Consider the following 20,438-nt stretch of genomic DNA (forward strand, 5'->3'; position numbering starts at 1 on the left):
ATCCCCTTTTGCTGATGGAGCTGCACATGAACCCATTCAAAGGCCGGCATTTTCAGCGTGACATCATTCTGTGGGCCGTACGCTGGTACTGCAAATACGGCATCAGTTACCGTGAGCTGCAGGAGATGCTGGCTGAACGCGGAGTGAATGTCGATCACTCCACGATTTACCGCTGGGTTCAGCGTTATGCGCCTGAAATGGAAAAACGGCTGCGCTGGTACTGGCGTAACCCTTCCGATCTTTGCCCGTGGCACATGGATGAAACCTACGTGAAGGTCAATGGCCGCTGGGCGTATCTGTACCGGGCCGTCGACAGCCGGGGCCGCACTGTCGATTTTTATCTCTCCTCCCGTCGTAACAGCAAAGCTGCATACCGGTTTCTGGGTAAAATCCTCAACAACGTGAAGAAGTGGCAGATCCCGCGATTCATCAACACGGATAAAGCGCCCGCCTATGGTCGCGCGCTTGCTCTGCTCAAACGCGAAGGCCGGTGCCCGTCTGACGTTGAACACCGACAGATTAAGTACCGGAACAACGTGATTGAATGCGATCATGGCAAACTGAAACGGATAATCGGCGCCACGCTGGGATTTAAATCCATGAAGACGGCTTACGCCACCATCAAAGGTATTGAGGTGATGCGTGCACTACGCAAAGGCCAGGCCTCAGCATTTTATTATGGTGATCCCCTGGGCGAAATGCGCCTGGTAAGCAGAGTTTTTGAAATGTAAGGCCTTTGAATAAGACAAAAGGCTGCCTCATCGCTAACTTTGCAACAGTGCCCTAAATAGCAATTGCTGGCCTTTTTCATAGATAACTGGATATGGTAAAGCTTTGCCATCCTGGAACACACTATTGGGCGGGAAATACATGACTGCCCACTCCGGCAGCGCTCGGCTCGTACTTTTGTAAAAATCGTCCATTGGAAATGATTTCACGTCGCTGACCTGGGAGAAAATCAATCGAGAATATTTGGTCGTGTTATTAGCGGCCAGATTAAAGCTATCAATATTACCACTGCCCACAAAGGCTGGTGTTTTCCACGGATTAGGCATTGTAACGTTGTATGCAATTACGCAGTTTGAGCCATCACAGCCAAATTGTGGAGCCGTTACTGCCCACATAATTAAGGGATTTCCATCAATCTTAGGCGCTGTACTTTCCACTATTTTAGTTAAATCCAGGTTCATAGATTTCGCGGCTACCGCAACGGCATTATCAATTAGGTTTATGTAGTTGCTATAAGCATCTTCTGAGGATTTAGCCATTGATGCAGGCATCCAAGCCATCAAACTTGGCCTAGCGGATGGGTTATCCGGTGATGTAAGAATGCTTGCAGTGTTAAACATGAGAGTTTGCTGACCGTTCAATCCTCTTAATGGAGCATCAAGCGATGTGGCCAGGCTTGTGACATTTAGCGCTTTCATCAGTAGAGACTGTCTATATGAGTTCCGCCCATCTTCTGAGTCTCTCAGATCTTGGTCATAAATACCCCCAGCTCTTGCCAAGTTTAACGCTCTGGACATCTCTGAATTATAGGATTTTGGGGTTGTAGCACAGCCTGCGAGCATAATGGCGGCGAACAAGGCTGTAGCTGAACTTACGGAAGTTGACATATTCATTTTCATTTAAAGCTCCTCTTTTAGAAATAGAGTGCCATTGGTTTGTGAAAATGCAACAAGGGTTAATTAAAACTTTTTAAAAATCATAAGTTTGTACTGACGTGACAAAGTTGCCGACATTATTCAATGATTAACTTTCACATGTGAAAGTTTTATTTGGACTGCCCAAATTGGACAGTTTGGGAGTTCGGTTTGTACTCATTTGCTCGGTAGGCTTTCGGGTGACACGAAACCTATTGGAGCAACAGTATGAGAGTCTCTCCCCCTTACATTAGAACACTATCTGCCTCTTGTTTAATCATCTTCTCTGTCGTCGCCACTCATGCCTCGGCTGAAGGGCTTCAGTCCGAGATGGATAGACTATTCAACGAAATGAGTAATACAACTAGACCGGGTATTCATGAGACACAACGCCGTGGAGTTATTGCGGGTGGGCGTGTGACCACCAAAGCGCGTATTTTTGATGAAAACCTAGTTAGCTTTGTCCCTCCATCCTGGAAAGCTGGGTGTGGTGGCGTTGATCTATTCGGTGGTTCTTTATCGTTTGTGAATGCAGATCAGATTGTTCAACTGATGCGAGCTGTGGCAGCAAATGCAAAGGGCTATGCTTTTCAACTAGCTCTGGATAATGTTTTTCCTGATGGTGCCAAATGGATAGAAAACTTTCAGAAGAAAGTTCAGGCTTTGAACCAGCATTTAGGCAATTCTTGTCAGTTAGCTCAGGGTATTGTTAACGATTCACTAAGTGCTTTTGACACGAAACTAAAGAACGATACTCGTACAAAAGCATCGACCAAAGGTTTATTTGAAGACATGTTTTCTGCAACGCAGGAAACGGATGGACAAACGGCAATCAAGACGCTGAAAGACAACTCGCCACAGGCCTACCAAGAGATGATAGGTAATATTGTCTGGAAGCAACTCAAAAAGAATAGTGTAAGTTCATGGTTCCAGTACGGGGATAACAGCCTGCTTGAAGCCATGATGTCTATAACTGGTGCCGTTGTCATTGGTGATTTAATTAATGATCCAAATCTTGCTGGAGCAAACAACAGTACTAATCCCATCGTCACCTTACCGGGGAATCGAATTACCCTTGGAGATCTCATTTCAGGTGGCTCTGTTAAAGTTTATTCATGTGACAGTGATACGGTTAACTGTATTTCTGCTGGTTCTGAGCTGAAGAGTGTTCAGCTCAGGGGTATTGGCAATCAAATGTCAGATTTACTTCTTGGTTCTGATTATTCACCTGGATTGATTTATAAATATGCAAACAATGTTGGGGCTTTAAGTTCTGCCGAGATAGCTTTTGTATCAAATCTCCCCAGTAGCTTTGGCTCACTTTTCCGAAATCTTTCCGCTGTTTCCAGTGATACAGCAGAGCAGTTTGCTCAGCAAGCACAGACCATCATAGCGCTAGATATAACCTACAGGTTTATTGAGGAGATATACCGGGCAACAACTATTGCGTTAGCTAACAGTGATAATGCCTATCAACAAAAAGCTGTTGATGTACTTGATGCTTCTCGGGCTGTTGTCAGACAAGAGTATGACCAATTAATTGTGAGGCACGGGAAGCTAAGTGATCTGATGGGGTATTACAACAGCTTACTTGATGTCACAAAGAAGCAGCGGCTTTTACTTGCGGCCCAAGCATCAGGGAAAAAGGAGTAACTAATGGATTTTAGTATTTATTCCGTCGGTGATGCCGCATTTCTAGAGCAAATAATGATTGCTGTAGCGATGGCTACAGGCACCGGTGATTTTGAACGAATGGTAAGTATTGGCCTTTTAATTGGCGCTCTTATCATCTCATTTCAGTCGTTATTCCAGGGAGCTAAATCCTGGGATTTACATCAAGTTTTTGCTTGTTGGCTCGTGTATGCCATTTCCTTTGGAGCCGGCGTTACGGTAACTATTGAGGACGCGTACAACGGACAAGTGCGAGTAGTGGATAACGTACCTGTTGGTCCAGCCGCCGCTGGTTCTATAATCTCAAGCGTTGGATTTGGTCTCACAAAACTCTTTGAGGTTGCATATAGCCCTGTCGCGAGTGTGACTGAATCAAAGTTCATGGATTCTTTAGAGTTATTATCAAAGCTCAGAAATCACGAAATGGAGTCAGCACTATGGACTGTCTGGAATGATTCCCTAGGAGGCGGTGCTGTTGATATGAAGAAAAGCCTGACTAACTACATATCAGAATGCACAGCAATTAAATTTTCATTAGGTGAGTCAAATGAGGATCAAATCAACACAGAGAATTGGCGTACAGCTCTCAGATTTGATTCACAAATATATGGGACCCGATTGTACCTGTCTCCATCTGGCCCGACAGATCCCAGTTGTACAGATGGCTGGATTCAGTTGAGCCAATCCTTTGAAACTGCCTTCAATTCTGGCCTTTCGCAACAAGCTCTTGGCTATTTGTTGTCTACCACTGATGCTTTGAATGCTACATCTGACGCTTTATATCGCCTGCAGGTTACGAATGTGGCCGCAGGTGATTTTATAAAAGCCAATTTTCTGCAACCTATCGTACAGCGTGGCTTTGCTCAGTACTACAGTGATATGAATGATCCGTACGCACAAATCATGCTCACTCAAGCTGAGTCTCAGCGAAATACGCAATATGCAGCCGAACAGTCTTTGTTTGTAAAATCGATTCAACCTCTTATGACCTTGGTAGAGGGGTTTGCCTATGCGATTACGCCCATAGCCGCATTTGTGATGGTGCTAGGTTCTAAAGGTTTGCTATTGGTCGGTAAGTATCTTCAAATGCTTATATGGGTACAACTTTGGTTGCCAATTATGTCGGTAATCAATCTATTCATTTACATAATGGGGCAGCAGGCGCTCGCAAAATATACCACAGGGAACTTATCCTCATTTGAAGGCGTTGCATATGCTGGGGCCGAAATTGAGCGTTGGATAGGGATAGGTGGAATGATGGCCGCAGCAACGCCAGTCCTATCGTTGATGTTAGTAACTGGCTCAGTATATGCCTTCAATAGTCTTGCTCAACGAGTGGGGGCGAGTGATACAGTCAATGAAAAACTAATGTCTCCAGACTTAGTGGACCGTGGTTCTGTTTTGAGTCAACAACCACAATTTAATCAATCCCGGATTGCTGGAACAATGACCTCTGGAGGTGAGTCGTTAGTTGATAGTATTAACTTAGGGAGTACCGTAAGTAATGCCCTTAGCAGTAGTTCTGCTGCTACTGCACAGGCTCAGAAAGGTTTCGCTAGCCAATTAAGTAATAGTGTGTTTTCTGGACATGGTTCAGAACAGACTTATTCACAACTACAATCATTAGGACAAACGTTGAGAGCGTCTGATTCAACGTAAGCGTCGTCTGAGTACCGTCTGGTCCCGAATCCAGGATCCTGTAACTTAAGCACCCACTTATTTTGCAGGTGGACACCTCATGCGCGCTAAAGAAAGACTTCCCCGGAAACACTATTCCCCTGAATTCAAAATGGAACTGGTCAGGCTGGCTCTTGAAGAAGAAGGCAGTATTGCCGCACTGGCCCGGAAACATGACGTCAATGATAACCTGCTCTTTAAATGGATAAGGCTCTGGCAGCGTGAAGGGCGGGTCTGTCGGCCCCGAAAAAACTCATCGTCGCTTCCTGCCCTGATACCCGTGCAGCTTCAGGCGGGCTCTTCTCTCCCAACCTTCGAACTACCATCCTGCTCTCCTCCCGCTACCTGCCACATAAAATGTCGGGGAGGAGAAATAACACTGACTCATCCCTCTGCTGAACTCATGAGCACTGTCCTGCGCGAACTGATGCGGGGGCCTGTATGATAAATCTTCCCGCAGGCACAAAAATCTGGCTGGTTGCCGGTATCACCGATATGCGCAACGGCTTCAATGGCCTCGCCGCAAAGGTGCAGACCGCGCTGAAAGATGACCCGATGTCCGGCCACGTCTTCATCTTCCGGGGACGCAGCGGCAGTCAGGTAAAACTGCTCTGGTCCACCGGCGATGGTCTGTGCCTGCTGACAAAGCGACTGGAACGTGGTCGCTTCGCCTGGCCCTCAGCCCGCGATGGCAAAGTGTTCCTGACGCCGGCGCAACTGGCGATGCTGATGGAAGGTATCGACTGGCGACAGCCAAAGCGGTTACTGACATCCCTGACCATGTTGTAGCGCTCTTTATCCTGGTTGTCGCAGAATAAGCCTGGTAAAATACAGGCTTATGAACGACACCTCTTCTGACGACATCCTTCTGCTGAAACAGCGCCTGGCCGAACAGGAAGCGTTGATCCACGCCCTGCAGGAAAAGCTGAGCAACCGGGAACGCGAAATAGACCATCTGCAGGCGCAACTGGATAAGCTGCGCCGGATGAACTTCGGCAGTCGTTCCGAAAAGGTATCCCGCCGTATCGCGCAAATGGAAGCTGACCTGAACCTGCTGCAGCAGGAAAGCGATACGCTGACCGGCCGGGTGGATGACCCGGCAGTGCAGCGCCCGCTGCGTCAGACCCGCACCCGCAAACCGTTCCCTGAGTCACTCCCACGGGATGAGAAGCGGCTGCTGCCGACTGAGCCGTGTTGCCCGGAGTGCGGTGGTTCGCTGAGTTACCTGGGTGAGGATGCCGCCGAACAGCTGGAGCTGATGCGCAGCGCCTTCCGGGTTATCCGGACAGTCCGTGAAAAGCATGCCTGCCGTCGGTGCGATCGCATCGTTCAGGCCCCGGCTCCTTCGCGCCCCATCGAACGGGGGATCGCCGGACCGGGGCTGCTGGCCCGAGTGCTGACCTCAAAGTATGCAGAGCACACACCGCTGTATCGCCAGTCGGAGATCTATGCCCGCCAGGGTGTAGTGTTGAGTCGTTCTGTACTGTCGGGCTGGGTGGATGCGTGTTGTCGTCTGCTGGCACCGCTGGATGAAGCCCTTCAGCACTATGTCCTGACCGACGGCAAACTCCATGCTGACGATACGCCTGTCCCGGTGCTGTTGCCAGGCAATAAGAAGACGAAGACCGGGCGCTTATGGACGTACGTTCGAGACGACCGCAACGCCGGATCAGCGCTGGCCCCCGCAGTGTGGTTCGCTTACAGCCCGGACAGAAAAGGTATCCACCCTCAGACCCATCTTGCAGGCTTCAGTGGCGTACTGCAGGCTGATGCCTACGCCGGGTTCAACGAGCTCTACCGCGACGGCCATATAAAGGAAGCCGCGTGCTGGGCCCATGCCCGCCGAAAAATCCACGATGTTCACGTCCGTACCCCGTCAGCCCTGACGGAGGAGGCGCTGAAACGGATCGGCGAGCTGTATGCCATCGAGTCGGAGCTCAGAGGTAAAAGAGCAGAGGAACGGCAGGCAGTCCGGCACCAAAAAGTGCTGCCGCTGCTGGCGTCACTGGAGGGGTGGCTGCGGGAGAAACAGAAAACCCTCTCAAGGCACTCAGAACTGGCGAAGGCGTTCGGGTATGCGCTGAACCAGTGGCCGGCGCTGACCCGCTATGCAGAAGATGGCTGGGTGGAGGTGGATAATAACATTGCCGAAAACGCCCTACGACTGGTCAGTCTGGGGAGAAAAAACTGGCTGTTCTTCGGCTCGGATCATGGTGGTGAGCGCGGTGCGTCACTGTACAGTCTTATCGGGACGTGCAAATTAAACGGCGTGGATCCGGAACGCTATCTGCATCATGTACTTGATGTCATCGCCGACTGGCCTGTGAACCGGGTGGGTGCTCTGCTCCCGTGGCGGGTTACTCTGCCTGCCTGACCAGCTTCACTTCGTCAATACGGTTCTCACTGCACGCTTACGATTCAACTCAGGCTAAAAGTATTTTGTCCGCGGCGCAGAACTACGTTACTGATCGTGGGATAAATGCTTCTCACACGGATGCTGTGGCAGGAGCTATTGCTATGCGTGCTAGCGCTGGAGTGGATGCCGGAAAACTTGCTGCTGCTTTTACAGGACCGGTTGGTGCCGCTGTAAATGCCGCTAATCCGGTATCTATGAACGGTAGTTTAGATGTATCTGCGCAATCGCAGAGTCAGGATAGTAGACAGCAGCTTAGTTCTGATATTGACTCTTTATCTCGCGGACTCGGTTTTACAAAAGATGACAGTTCAGCATTAACGAGTGATTTGGCGCGGCAAGTGTCTACTGATAAAGGTCAACGTTTTACCCAGAGCTTAGGTGAAGAGCAGAGAAAGCAGCTCATGCAATCCAGTTCTGATCTTTTGTCTTCGCAACAAACCTACCAAGAGTTATCTCAGGCTCAGCAAACTATCGGGACTACTAGCAACAATAATATTATCGCGTTAGCTGACAAAGTTCTGAACAACTGGTCAGCCGGTAAGTCATTGTCAGATGGTGTTAGACAGTCATCGCCAGAGACAAGAGATTTTGCGCAAAGAAAAGCCCAGCATTACCAAGATTTAGGTATTGATTCCCAGAGGGCAATAGTTGGAGGGCAGTTGTTTGCTATGCTCAATTCCAACTCTCCATCTGAACAAGCAATTGCAGCCGGTGCAATAGCAAAGGCCACTGGTGGTAACAGTGGTATTGACTTTAATCAACCTGGTCATAGTGCAATGTTGGTAAAGGATGCTCCGCGCTATGTCTCGCCGGTTGAAAATTCGAGCGCACTTTCGGCACCGGAAAGAATGAGCAATGAACAAAAGCTTTTAGCTGAATCAGGCAGTATTGGATCTGAAAATTCTGTTCGTGACGCTCATGAAAAGGGTATCCAACAACTTGAGCAGAGTTATGGGACAAGCAGAAATGAATATCTTAATGACCGCTTGCCTGCGTTAAGAGCACAGATCATGGCATCCGATTTGGCCCCGTCAACATCCAGTGCTTTGTTTGCAGGTGCTGAGGGCGCAGGTCGTTTTGTACAGCAAGTTGTGGGTGGCGCAGGAGCCGCCAAAGAAGGGTTCGCAGAGAGTTTTGGGCAATCGATGTCTAAGTTAGCCCAGATGACTCCGGAACAACGAGATCAGTTTATTGAGGACACAAAGAAAGGGGACGATTACGTCAAGCAAGAGTATGGTCTTGGAGGCTTCCTGGCTGTAGGTGCTGCAAATCTGGGTAGGGATATCATTGGTGTGGGGATCAGTGGATTTGAAGCCGGTAAAGAATGGTTAACCGGTAATTCAGATCTTTCAGAGGCAGCACAGGGAATGTCTGTTAGAGAAAGAGGGATGTTTTTTGCTTCAGCATTAGCAAGTGCAAGCGAGGCTGGAGCTGGAAAGGCGGCTGAGTTTGTTCAGCAATATGGTGACGAATTCAGGCAGATAGCAATGGATACTGCAAGATATGATTATGGTTTGAATAGTCAGGCAGGAGCAGAATTGTTTGCTGCATCGTTGATGGGCGGCGATTCATCGCGCTCTGGAGAACTAAGAGAAAATCTCAGAGAAGAGGTTGGTGATAACGTATTGGCAGATAAAATGGCTGCGATTATTGAAAGTTCTGCGGGGGCAGGTAAAGACCAAGCGGGCGGATATTTAGCGCCTGTATCAAGGTATTTGTCCGTAGCCAAAGGAGGCCGTTAATGAGCAAACGAGCTGAATATAGACGCGCAATTAAAGAGCTTAAAGTGATGATATTACTGGGGGAAGGGAGATGGCTAAACGAAAAGCCAATCTCCTGTGGAAATAAAAAATTTATCGTCGATGGTTCGGTGTTGAACAATGTAATCAGAGAGCATCCGGAACTTAATAAACACATTTTGATAGGTTTTTTTTCGTCGCCTCAACGGTATCCGTTATTAAGATATAAAGATAGGCAGTTAACGTTAAGTCTATAATGAATAAAAACAAAGGCTCTCAGGAGCCTTTGTTTTTATTCAATCCATAGAAGCTTCCGGATACATCTACGTCACTTACCATTGGAGATCCTGTGGCAGGGTTGTATGTGACGTCTGCAAACAGATCTCGCCCAGATAATGTGTTCGTTTTACTCCCGGAATTACTGATTAGATAGGCTCTTCTACCAATCTTTAAAGATGCCAGCAGAGAAACTGTAGTGGCATAGTGAATTTGGTCACTTAGTTAGAGGTGATATCATCACCTCATAAGTTAACAGGTGACATTATGACAAAACGTACAAGACGACTATTTAGCGCAGAATTTAAGTTAGAAGCAGCGCAGCTAGTCTTAGACCAAAATTACTCAGTGACGGAAGCAGCCCAAGCCATGAATGTGGGCAAGTCCACGATGGATAAATGGGTTCGCCAGCTTAGAGAAGAACGCCAAGGGAAAACACCTAAAGCTTCACCTATGACCCCTGAGCAAATAGAAATTCGGGAATTGAAAAAGAAGCTGGCTCGCCTTGAAGAGCATAATGAAATACTAAAAAAAGCCACGGCTCTCTTGATGTCGGACTCACTGAACAATTCTTGATAATCAAGAAACTCAAGCAGAGCCACAGCGTAAAAATATTATGCGAAGTCTTCAATGTTCATCGAAGTAGTTATCACTATTGGCTTAAACGCCCAGCGTTAATTAATGCGGAAACAATAAAACTGCGCAGCTTGATTAGCGAGGCTCACGCCGCAAGCAATGGCTCTGCGGGAGCGAGAACCATTGCAGATATAGTCACAAATCAGGGTGTAAAGCTGAGCCGATACCGAGCAACAAAGCTAATGAGAACTCTTGGTTTAGTAAGCTGCCAAGAACCAAAGCATCGTTACAGAAAGGCTTCACAAGAACATATTGACGTTCCAAATCACTTAAGTCGTCAATTTGCTGTTACGGCTCCAAATGAAGTTTGGGCTGGCGATGTTACGTATATTTGGACAGGTAATCGGTGGATGTATTTAGCGGTCGTTATCGATCTTTTTGCCCGCAAAGTGATTGGTTGGTCAATGTCTTTGTCGCCTGATAGTCGGTTGACAGGTAAAGCGCTGTCTATGGCCTATGAATCTCGCGGAAAGCCAAAAGGTGTCATGTTCCATAGCGATCAAGGCAGTCATTATACTAGCCGTAAATACCGTCAATTACTGTGGCGCTTTCAAATAAAACAGAGTTTATCTCGCCGAGGAAACTGTTGGGATAATGCGCCGATAGAGCGCTTCTTTAGAAGTCTGAAGACGGAATGGGTGCCAACTGTGGGTTATCGTAGCTTCGCTGAGGCTCAACAAGAGATCACCCGCTACATTATCGGATATTACTGCCAACTCAGGCCACATCAGTATAACGGTGGTCTAACTCCCAATGAATCAGAACGATTATATTGGGAAAACTCTAAAACCGTGGCCAATTTTAGTTGACCACTACAATCCGTGTTTCAGTAACTGGTGAAGGTGAGGGTTTTGGCCGCATAAAACTCCGCTATGACCCATCGAAAGCCATTACCAAGGATGAGTGGGCTCCACAGAGCTGCATGGATTCAGCCAAAGGGGTTGTAGATGGTTTTGCCGAAGGCGAGATAACATGTATAGATGACCCGACTGATGCTACGGGCTGCACAGTCATCAACGGGGTCAAAGTTTGCGAATCCCAACTGAAACCGTCACCTTTCCCTGGCATTCCAAAGCTGTGCAAAAAGGTTCGAGTTAAAGCCGACTATGACTTTTATAAGGGGCAAATGGACTGCTGGACAGATCCTCAAGGTGAAACACACTGCCCTGTAAATACTGGTGGAAATCTCAACAGTTGCCAGATGTATGAGGATAATCCTCAGTGTGGATTTATTAGTTCTGAATGTATTGATGGAGCAGAGGGTTCCTCGGGTAAGTGTTATGTGTTTAAAGATACCTACGACTGCGGAACGGACATATCAATACCTACTTTAGAGAAAGAAACGACGTATCAATGTGGTGGACCCATTAGGTGTATGGGGGATGATTGTCTCGATATAACAAAGTCACAAAGCACTGATTTCGCTCGTGCATCTGCATTGTTGAATGCAGCTCAGTTCATGACTCAGGATATGAGTTGTACTGGTCAAAATTATGATGATAACCCCACTGGTGAAGAAAATGTGATGTGTTCAGCTTTTGCCGGTGAGGCTGGGGAATGCAAGATTGCTGTGGGTGGTGTCTCAGATTGTTGTGAAAAGCCGACGAATATTTCGTTTGCTGATTATCTCAATTTGATTATGGCCGTGCCTAAGCTAGACGGTGCCGTTATGGGACTCTCTGATGGCAGTGCCGTGAAAGGAGCATACCAAGTATTAAGAGACCCCGTAATGTCTGGCTGGACCGAAATAACACAGCCTTTTGCAAGTTATATAGAAAATATTAGTGGAGCGGTTGATAGTTTTCTCCAGCCTGTTCAACAGTTTGCCCAGGAGACTATTGGCGCATTAAAGGAGCAAATTACCAAGCTGACTTCTGAAGCTCTAGGAAATGCTTCTGCGACGGGAGCCGCTGGCGTACCTGCTGGGGCTCCTGAATCAATGACTGAACAAATCCTCGGCCAACAAGGTGCCGCCATGCTAAGCACCGTTATGACTGTTTACACAGTCTATGTAGTGTCGATGGTCATGATCCAAATGATTTGGAAGTGCGAGGAAAAGGAGTTCACCATGAATGCTAAAAGAGCACTAAATAGCTGCACATACGTTGGATCTTACTGCAAGTCCAAAGTACTGGGAGCATGTGTCGAGGAGCGAGAGTCCTATTGCTGTTTCAACTCGCCACTCTCTCGAATCATCCAAGAGCAAGTGCGGCCACAACTTGGCCTTAACTTTGGTGATGCGCGCACACCTCAATGCGGCGGAATTCCATTGGATCGAATAGCGGATATTGATTGGAGTAAGGTTAACCTAGACGAGTGGTTGGGTATACTTCAGCAAAATGGAAAACTTCCTGATCCCGCATCGTTAAACTTGGATGCTTTAACGGGAGCTGGAAGTGATTTTAATATTGATGGTACTCGACAAGACGCCTCAGAACGTATTATGGAGCGGCTGGAAGGGATTAATGTGGACAAAATTAGAAACGACAAAGCGCGTGAAATCTTTCCTGACTTGGATGGCAATGGTGGTTGATGTTTATCAATGAGAAACTTTCACATGTGAAAGTTTTTGTGTCGGAATAAATCGCCTAGGTGCCCAAATAGGGCACTTCCAGAGGCCATGTTTACGGGGGTTCACCCTCAAAATTTCTCCAGTAAATCAATGATGATGCTGGAGAAATTTATGCAGCAAACTTTAAATGAAAAAGATTACAGTCACCTGCAGATGATCTCTGTGTATGAGGTGACTGCCCTACTTAAAATCTCTGTGCCAACGCTTCAACGAATCCGCACAAACGACCCTTCATTTCCCAAACCATATAAAATCAGTGGCGATAAAACACTAAGATACAGGTTAGATCAGTTGGAGGCATGGCTTGATTCCCGCAGGGTAAGTAATGAAGCCATTTAGCCAACTACTTGCTCAGTATCAGGCGGATATCGAAGTAGAAAATAGTGATAAATCACAAGGCTTGAGTCGGGCTGAGTCTGAATTAATAGATGCCTCAGTAAGGATTAAATCAGATCCACCCTCGCCCAATGATTTCACTTTTATGCACTCAATCATGTGCCAAGTCGGTTTGCCTCGTTCAAGAGTAAATGGATCTGAGTTTGAGAGGCGTTGTGGTGCTGCTGGTCTATACATCCGAGCGGGTAAAATTTGGGATGGTAAGCAGTTTCTCCAACAGCCTGTTCCGTATGGTCCCATGCCAAGGCTTGTAATGGCATATCTGAATACTCAAGCGTTGCGTTCAAAATCACCCGAGATTGATGTCGGCAATAGCGCCAGTGCTTTCCTCAAACAACTGGGCAAGGAGTCATCAGGAGGAAAAAATGGGAGCTATACAAACTTCCGTAAACAGCTTTTGGCGTTATCTGCTTGTAGTATTACCCTTGGTTTTAGTACCGCTGATAAAGCGTTCACTTACGATGGTAAGCCCATCCAAAAATTTGAGGCTTGGATTGGTAACAGCGACAATCAAGGTGCTTTATGGCCTGGTGTTATTACATTTTCACACGAGTATTTTACTACGCTAAGCGAACATGCTGTACCGCTTGATTTAAGGGCTCTAAATCAGCTTAATAGCAGTGCTCTTGCGATGGATATTTATGCCATGCTTTCGGATCGTTTACATCGAATTAGCGGTAGGCCTGTCGTATTGTACTGGCGTAATTTGCGCGAGCAGTTTGGTCAAGAATATACCGGAGACGACGCTGACAGGAACTTTAAGAAGGTATTCCTTCCTGCTCTAAAGAGAGTCCTTACTGTTTATCCGGATGCAAAAGTTAAGAAAGTGACTGGCGGAATTCTGATGATGTCCAGCCCCCCACCGATTCCATACCGTAATTGACTTAATAACCGGCCAATGTGCCGGTTTTTTTATGTTATTGTTTTGCAAAGTTGTGGAAAACACTGTTGGTTTTGGATTTTATCCACGCATAATCGCCCCCCCCTTTTTACGCATAATTACCCCCCTGACTACTGACGAGCTGCGCATAATCACCCCCACTTTGCACGCATAATTTCCCCCCCCCTAAACCTATAGGTATTGCCTTTAAAAAAATCCTATAAAGATACCTATAGTTGAACCATGTTCAGGCGTTAATAACTTTGTTCGCGCCCTAAAAGGGCAGATCCAGAGCCGAGGATTGGTAGCTGTCTCTCATAAACTAGGTCTATCAATAACTGGTGTGTAACGGGTAGGCTGATGACTGTAGACGTGAATGAAACCTTGAATGCCTTGAGAAGCGAAATTGCAGAAATGAAGCAATTACTGGCTCAGGTCGTTGAAAATACGGTGAGTGACGGCAGCAAATCAAACTTACCACCATCTGATAAAGAGTATCTTACCGTCGATGAGGCGGCGGCATACGTTGGAGCAAAACGCTCATACATCTACCGCCTGACGCATGAAAAGCGCTTATCGTTTACTAAGCCGGGTGGTAATCGGGTGCTAATTAAGCGCTCAGACCTTCAAGCATGGTTGGAAAAGAACAGAGTGAAGTCTGCTCATGAACTTCACCAAGACGTTACAAATTACATCACGAGTTTTCCTCGCGGCCGTAGGGCATCTTAAAGTGTTTTATTCAATACGGACTTTCCGCAGTGAGGACAGCAAGTTCCAGATTCTTGTACTTTATCTTCAAAAATATCTGGAAAGCCTCTCATTGCTGTTACCCGGCGACTTTCAAGGATATCAGCATAAATTTCCGTTGTTCTCAATTCTGAGTGTCCAAGAAGGCGAGAGAGAGAATAGATATCAACCCCACGGTTAAGCTGGGCCACAGCAAATGTATGTCTGCCTACGTGGAAAGTAACATGTTTTTGAACGCCTGCTAGCATTGCCCAGTGTAGCAAAGCAACGTTGGTGTAACTGCTATATTTTAACCCTTTAAATACTCGCTCCGCTTTATCTTGGCGCTCTCCCATAAGCTTGACGGCTGAGTCTGGTAGATCCAGGTAGACTAAGCTGTTTCCGGCATTCAGTAATTTAGCTTGTTTGAAAATAATTCTGTAGTGTCCATCCTGAAACTCTTCTATTTCTTTCCAAGTAAGCTTCTGAATATCGCTCCATCTCAAGCCAGTTGTGCAACTAAAAAGAAATGCTCGTTTAAGTACGTCATAGCGACATTCCGCTTTTGTCATAGCTCGAACTTCATCCAGAGTGAGGTAGGTTCGCTGGGTATTTTCTGCTTTGACACTTTTTACTCGCTGGACTGGGTTATCCCTGATGATGCCTTCCCGGAACGCTTCATTTAGTGCGGCTCTGACTTTGTTGAAGTAACTAGAGGCTGTGTTTTTCGCAAGTTTTGATTGCGATTTCGTTAGTGGTTCCTCTAAAAGGTATTTCCTAAACCCTTCTAGGAATTTTTTATCAATTTCTTCAAAAGTGAGCTCTGCTCTTCCGTGATAGCTCCGAAGATGTTTACCTGCTGAGATCCAAATAGAATAGTTTGAAGAGCTTCCAGACTCTTTACTGGCAGTTAACTTGTCGTAGTAATCGTAAAAGCTCGAAGCAAGTTTTACTCTGTCTTCCAGTTGGAACTTATTACTGTGAGATTCAACGAGCCTTGCTGACCGCGCAGCCTCAGCCTGACGCAACATTTCTTTATTGTGCTGACGCTCTGCTTGTGTCTTTGGGTTCTCGTAGAGATAGAGTTCTAAAGGTTCGTAGTCGCGCTTTGCTCGTTTTTTGCCATCCTCACCTTCAACAACTCCGTAATAGTACACTAGCCTAAGTTGCTGGAGCCCCTTCGAGTTAGGGTTACGCTTGTTTACTGATACCTTCATAATTGCTCCGCTTTGCTCCCGTTACTCCAAAATTTTAACTCGGGAGCAAATGTGGATCAATAATTAGCAAAACGGAGCAAAATCGTGAGAAGGGAAGTAAAACCTAACCATAAGAGAACTTCCTAAAATTGCCATAAATAACAATTGGTTGTTTTGATATGTTTTGAAAGGTTTTACTTCGTTTTTAATTTAATTTAGGAGATTTACTTCCCAATACAGAAGCTGGAGAAAATCCGTCCCAGCAGGTCGTCGGAGGTAAACTCGCCGGTAATCTCGCTTAAGCTTTGCTGCGCCAGGCGCAACTCTTCCGCCAGCAGTTCCCCCGCCCATGCGCCTAATAGCTGCGCTTTGCCCTGCTCAAGATGGTCAGCGGCTTCCGCCAGCGCCTGTAGGTGACGGCGGCGGGCCAGGAAGCCGCCTTCCATATTGGTATCAAACCCCATGCTCTGCTTGAGGTGGTTACGCAACACGTCGACGCCTTCGCCGGTACGCGCCGAGAGGCGAACCAGTGAGTGACCGTTTACTTCACTAATACCCAACGTTTCGCCGGTGATATCCGCCTTGTTACGTACCACGGTAATCGGTAGATTTTTGGGCAGACGGGCGATAAAGTCCGGCCAGATGTCGGCAGGGTCAACGGCGTCCGTCGTGGTGCCATCCACCATAAACAGCACGCGATCGGCCTGTTCAATCTCCTGCCAGGCGCGTTCGATGCCGATACGCTCAACTTCGTCGCTGGCGTCGCGCAGTCCGGCGGTATCGATGATATGCAGCGGCATCCCGTCGATGTGAATATGCTCGCGCAACACGTCGCGCGTGGTGCCGGCGATATCGGTAACAATGGCCGCTTCACGGCCTGCCAGCGCATTCAGCAGGCTGGATTTCCCGGCATTCGGGCGTCCGGCAATCACTACCTTCATCCCTTCGCGCAGCAGGCTGCCCTGGCGCGCTTCGGTTCGCACGGCGTCAAGATCGGCGATGACGCCATTGAGCTGCGCTTCGATTTTGCCGTCAGAGAGAAAGTCGATCTCCTCATCCGGAAAATCAATAGCCGCTTCGACGTAGATTCGCAGGTGAGTAAGTGCTTCCACAAGGTGGTTAACGCGGGCGGAAAATGCCCCCTGTAACGAGTTTAGCGCCGAACGCGCCGCCTGTTCGGAACTGGCATCGATCAGGTCGGCAATGGCTTCCGCCTGGGCTAAATCGAGCTTATCGTTGAGGAACGCTCGCTCGGAGAACTCGCCCGGTCGGGCAATGCGCACGCCAGGAAGCGTCAGGATACGTTTTAACAGCAGGTCCAGGATCACCGGACCGCCGTGCCCTTGTAGCTCCAGCACATCTTCACCGGTGAAGGAGTTTGGGCCGGGGAACCACAGCGCAATACCCTGATCCAGCGCGCTGCCGTCAACGTCTTTAAACGGCAGGTAGTCGGCATAGCGCGGCTTCGGCAGCTTGCCCAGCACCTCTTGCGCAACGTCGCGCGCCTTCAGACCAGAGATACGCAGGATACCCACGCCACCGCGTCCCGGTGGGGTTGCCTGGGCGACGATAGTGTCGTTATGGCTCATGGTTAGTCTCAACTTTGTTGCAATAAAAAAGGCGGTCATATGACCGCCTTTTGATTGTAGGCCTGATAAGCGTTAGCGCCATCAGGCTGACCGGCGCGCCTTGCCGGATGGCGGCTTCGCCTTATCCGGCCTACACCGAATCAGGATTTTTTCTTCTCGCGGCTATGCAGGCCACGCTTCTCCAGACCACGGTAGATCAGCTGCTGCTGAATGATGGTGACCAGGTTGCTGACGATATAGTACAGCACCAGACCTGACGGGAACCACAGGAAGAACACCGTAAAGATGACCGGCATAAAGGTCATGATCTTCTGCTGCATCGGGTCGGTCACGGTGGTCGGCGACATCTTCTGAATGAAGAACATCGTTACGCCCATCAGGATCGGCAGAATGTAGTACGGGTCTTGTGCGGACAGGTCATGAATCCACAGCGCGAACGGCGCATGACGCAGTTCAATGGAACCCATCAGCATGTAGTACAACGCCAGGAAGATAGGCATCTGGATGATCAGCGGGAAGCAGCCGCCCAGCGGGTTAACCTTCTCCGCTTTGTACAGGGCCATCATCTCCTGGCTTTGGCGCTGTTTATCATCGCCAAGACGTTCGCGCATCGCCTGAATTTTCGGCTGCAGCATACGCATCTTCGCCATTGACGTGTACTGCGCTTTGGTCAGCGGGTACATGATACCGCGAACGATAAAGGTAATGATGATAATGGAGAAGCCCCAGTTGCCCACAAAGCTGTGGATCCACTTCAGCAACTTGAACAGCGGCTGAGAGATGAACCACAACCAGCCGTAGTCCACGGTCAAATCCAGGTGCGGTGCAACAGCCGCCATTTTATCCTGAATTTCCGGGCCGACCCACAGGGTGCTGGTCATCGCGCCAGTCTGGCCTGGCTGTACCAGTACCGGCTGCGCTTTATAGCCGATAGCGACAATGCCGTTACCCAGATTGGCGGTGTAGAAATTGTTGGTGCCGTCGTTACGCGGAATCCATGCGGTAGCGAAATACTGCTGCAACATTGCCACCCAACCGCCTTTGGAGCTGACGTTGAGGTTTTCGTTATCGGCAATAGTGTCGAATTTGTATTTCTCATACTTCTCATCCGGCGTGGAGTACGCTGCGCCGCGGAACGTATGCAACGCAAAGTTGCTGCTGCCGGTGTCGCGATGAGGAGGCAGGTTGACGGATTGTTTTAACTGACCAAAGGTGGAGACTTCCAGCGGTTTTTCGCCGGTGTTCTGCACGCTATAGTTCACGTTAACCGCATAATCGCCACGCTTAAAGACAAACGTTTTGGTAAACGTGTTGCCTGCGGCGTCAGTATAAGTCATCGGAACCTGCAGTTCGTTCTGACCGTCGGCCAGTACAAACGCCTCTTTCTCGACGTTGTACAGCGGACGCGGGCCGTTCGCCGGGTTATCCGGGCCGTCGCGGCCTGTCAGGCCGCTTTGCGCCTGATAGATAAACTGCGGGGTGGTTTCCAGCAGCTGGAACGGTTCGTTGGAACCCAGTTCTTTCGGGTAAGCCGGGAGCAAGGCCTGCTCGACATCACCACCACGGGTGTTGATAGTCAAATCAAGCACATCGGTTTTCACCGTAATCATTTTCCCCTGGCCACTGGCTGGTACGCCCTGGTCGGCGGCGCTACCCGCTGCGGTGGTCGTTGTCTGCGTGGTCTGTTGAGTCTGAGGTTGCGGATTTTTATCCTGCTCCCAGGCTTGCCAGATCATGAAAGACACGAACAGCAAAGCGATGACTAAAAGATTGCGTTGCGAATCCATCGTTAGTGTTCTCTGGTATCAAATGGTCCGGGCGGGACGGGATCGTCACCACCAGGGTGTAAAGGGTGGCATTTTAATACGCGTTTCACCGTCAACCAACTGCCTTTTATCACTCCAAACCTGCGCAATGCCTCAATTCCGTAGCTTGAGCACGTTGGCGTGAAACGACAATGCGGCCCAAGCAGCGGACTGATCAGGCGTTGATAGACCCGAATAAGGGCTATCAGGACCCGCGAGCCAGGCGACAGTGGCGGCGCCATAATTTTTCCAACGCTTCCGAGAGAGCACGGTTATCGAGGTCGGCAACCCCTTTTTTCGCCACCACCACGAAATCCATTGCAGGAAGTTCATGCTGGCGCAGACGGAAGCTTTCACGCGTCAGACGTTTAATCCGGTTGCGTTCATGCGCACGTCGAACATTTTTCTTGGCGACGGTAAGACCGATACGGGGATGCCCCAGCGAATTCAGGCGGCCGAGGATGGTGATTTGCGGCGTGCCAGCCCGTTGAGGTTGCTGGAAGACGAATGTGAAATGAGCGGGAGTTAACAAACGTAACTCCCTGGGAAATGCGAGCTTAACCACTCAGGGGTTAGCTTTATTACTTGGAAACGGTCAGACGAGCGCGGCCTTTAGCACGACGACGTGCCAGAACCTGACGACCATTTTTAGTAGCCATACGAGCACGGAAGCCGTGAGAACGGTTGCGCTTCAGTACAGACGGTTGAAAAGTGCGTTTCATGGCGATTTCTACCTAAACTTGAATAAATTCACTGACTTTTGCGTATACCCGAACAAACTTTGAACGACTTACGCCACAGTGTGGGTGATTAAAGAGGCCGGATTGTAATAATTGTACACTCCGGAGTCAATTCTCTTTCCTTATTTTCCCGCGATTTTCCACGCCTTTTTGTGCGGAAAATAAGCAGCGTTGACGCCATATGACGGGCATTGCGCGACGGGTGGAGAATTATACGGACTGCCAGGTAAAGCGCAAGGATCGCCCTGGATCTTTATGCGATCTTTTAGGCGTCTGCTCACCTTTACCTATTAATTTTTTCAATATGCGCGCGAAAGCGTACAGGAGTTCCCCAGGATCGATTACACTTATCCTTTCCTGGAAAGTCCTGTGGATAAATCGGGAAGAATCTGTGAGAAACAGAAGATCTCTTGCTCAGTTTAGGCTATGATCCGCGGTCCTGATCGTTTCAAACGATCCTGGTCAGGCATGAACAC

General features: G+C 48.5%; 19 protein-coding genes and 1 pseudogene. 13 read left to right on the forward strand and 7 right to left on the reverse strand.

The annotated features are described in order from the left end of the window. Positions 1-26 precede the first annotated feature (26 nt). Positions 27-731, forward strand: a complete 705-nt coding sequence (locus K8W53_RS23660; protein WP_001067855.1) for an IS6-like element IS26 family transposase — start codon at positions 27-29, stop codon at positions 729-731. 33 nt (positions 732-764) lie between these two features. On the opposite strand, the gene K8W53_RS23665 is transcribed toward K8W53_RS23660, so the two are convergent. Beyond that, the gene (locus K8W53_RS23665; protein ID WP_161400193.1) at positions 765-1,628 is read right to left on the reverse strand and encodes a hypothetical protein; all 864 of its coding nucleotides are present in this window, start codon (positions 1,626-1,628) and stop codon (positions 765-767) included. Between the two features lie 243 nt (positions 1,629-1,871). Here K8W53_RS23665 and K8W53_RS23670 point away from each other — a divergent pair, with 243 nt between their 5' ends. From K8W53_RS23670 to K8W53_RS23725, 12 genes and pseudogenes are all read left to right on the forward strand, one after another. Further along, positions 1,872-3,296: a conjugal transfer protein TraH gene (locus tag K8W53_RS23670; protein WP_001536376.1), complete on the forward strand. Its 1,425-nt coding sequence runs from the start codon at positions 1,872-1,874 to the stop codon at positions 3,294-3,296. A gap of 3 nt (positions 3,297-3,299) precedes the next feature. Beyond that, entirely contained in the window at positions 3,300-4,973 is a 1,674-nt protein-coding gene (locus K8W53_RS23675) for a conjugal transfer protein TraG N-terminal domain-containing protein (RefSeq protein WP_223533974.1), read from the forward strand. Positions 4,974-5,103: 130 nt separating this feature from the next. Next, the gene (locus K8W53_RS24095) at positions 5,104-5,436 is read left to right on the forward strand and encodes a transposase (protein ID WP_050586387.1); all 333 of its coding nucleotides are present in this window, start codon (positions 5,104-5,106) and stop codon (positions 5,434-5,436) included. Further along, entirely contained in the window at positions 5,433-5,780 is a 348-nt protein-coding gene (tnpB, locus tag K8W53_RS23685; protein ID WP_000609174.1) for an IS66 family insertion sequence element accessory protein TnpB, read from the forward strand. The genes K8W53_RS24095 and tnpB overlap by 4 nt, the downstream gene beginning before the upstream one ends. 49 nt (positions 5,781-5,829) lie before the next feature. After that, a complete protein-coding gene (gene tnpC, locus K8W53_RS23690) occupies positions 5,830-7,365 on the forward strand; it encodes an IS66 family transposase (RefSeq protein WP_001000406.1) in 1,536 nt (511 codons plus the stop codon). Positions 7,366-7,508: 143 nt separating this feature from the next. After that, positions 7,509-9,149 (forward strand): hypothetical protein, encoded by a 1,641-nt coding sequence (locus K8W53_RS23695; RefSeq protein ID WP_224154050.1) that lies wholly within the window; start codon positions 7,509-7,511, stop codon positions 9,147-9,149. Next, on the forward strand, positions 9,149-9,403 hold the full coding sequence (locus tag K8W53_RS23700; RefSeq protein WP_000043897.1) for a hypothetical protein: 255 nt from the start codon (positions 9,149-9,151) through the stop codon (positions 9,401-9,403). The genes K8W53_RS23695 and K8W53_RS23700 overlap by 1 nt, the downstream gene beginning before the upstream one ends. Before the next feature lie 286 nt (positions 9,404-9,689). Next, a protein-coding gene (locus K8W53_RS23705) for an IS3-like element ISVch4 family transposase (RefSeq protein WP_086010879.1) occupies positions 9,690-10,867 on the forward strand; the annotation gives its coding sequence in 2 pieces (ribosomal slippage) (positions 9,690-9,948 and positions 9,948-10,867; 1,179 coding nt in all). Next, a pseudogene (traN, locus tag K8W53_RS23710) lies at positions 10,864-12,591 on the forward strand (conjugal transfer mating pair stabilization protein TraN); the annotation flags it as partial. The gene K8W53_RS23705 and the pseudogene traN, both read left to right, overlap by 4 nt. 150 nt (positions 12,592-12,741) lie before the next feature. Continuing rightward, positions 12,742-12,969 (forward strand): helix-turn-helix transcriptional regulator, encoded by a 228-nt coding sequence (locus tag K8W53_RS23715; RefSeq protein WP_001187968.1) that lies wholly within the window; start codon positions 12,742-12,744, stop codon positions 12,967-12,969. Further along, positions 12,956-13,909, forward strand: a complete 954-nt coding sequence (locus K8W53_RS23720; protein ID WP_000802150.1) for a replication protein RepA — start codon at positions 12,956-12,958, stop codon at positions 13,907-13,909. Before K8W53_RS23715 ends, K8W53_RS23720 begins: the two co-directional genes overlap by 14 nt. Before the next feature lie 357 nt (positions 13,910-14,266). Beyond that, complete coding sequence (locus K8W53_RS23725; protein WP_000215270.1) at positions 14,267-14,635, forward strand: helix-turn-helix domain-containing protein; 369 nt, start codon at positions 14,267-14,269, stop codon at positions 14,633-14,635. Here the strand turns inward: K8W53_RS23725 and K8W53_RS23730 are convergent. From K8W53_RS23730 to rpmH, 6 genes are all read right to left on the reverse strand, one after another. Continuing rightward, complete coding sequence (locus K8W53_RS23730; protein WP_000868887.1) at positions 14,632-15,849, reverse strand: site-specific integrase; 1,218 nt, start codon at positions 15,847-15,849, stop codon at positions 14,632-14,634. The two genes, K8W53_RS23725 and K8W53_RS23730, sit on opposite strands and share 4 nt — an antisense overlap. A gap of 203 nt (positions 15,850-16,052) precedes the next feature. Next, positions 16,053-17,417 carry a tRNA uridine-5-carboxymethylaminomethyl(34) synthesis GTPase MnmE gene (mnmE, locus tag K8W53_RS23735; RefSeq protein ID WP_000019079.1) on the reverse strand — a complete coding sequence of 455 codons (1,365 nt, stop codon included), beginning with the start codon at positions 17,415-17,417 and terminating at the stop codon, positions 16,053-16,055. 140 nt (positions 17,418-17,557) lie between these two features. Further along, complete coding sequence (gene yidC, locus K8W53_RS23740; protein WP_000378283.1) at positions 17,558-19,204, reverse strand: membrane protein insertase YidC; 1,647 nt, start codon at positions 19,202-19,204, stop codon at positions 17,558-17,560. A gap of 2 nt (positions 19,205-19,206) precedes the next feature. Next, positions 19,207-19,464 (reverse strand): membrane protein insertion efficiency factor YidD, encoded by a 258-nt coding sequence (gene yidD / locus K8W53_RS23745; protein ID WP_001307474.1) that lies wholly within the window; start codon positions 19,462-19,464, stop codon positions 19,207-19,209. Next, a complete protein-coding gene (gene rnpA / locus K8W53_RS23750) occupies positions 19,428-19,787 on the reverse strand; it encodes a ribonuclease P protein component (RefSeq protein WP_000239725.1) in 360 nt (119 codons plus the stop codon). The genes yidD and rnpA overlap by 37 nt, the downstream gene beginning before the upstream one ends. Positions 19,788-19,803: 16 nt before the next feature. Continuing rightward, the gene (gene rpmH, locus K8W53_RS23755) at positions 19,804-19,944 is read right to left on the reverse strand and encodes a 50S ribosomal protein L34 (protein ID WP_000831330.1); all 141 of its coding nucleotides are present in this window, start codon (positions 19,942-19,944) and stop codon (positions 19,804-19,806) included. Positions 19,945-20,438 lie beyond the last annotated feature (494 nt).

Source organism: Salmonella sp. A29-2 (assembly GCF_020150755.1).
Taxonomy (GTDB): domain Bacteria; phylum Pseudomonadota; class Gammaproteobacteria; order Enterobacterales; family Enterobacteriaceae; genus Salmonella; species Salmonella enterica.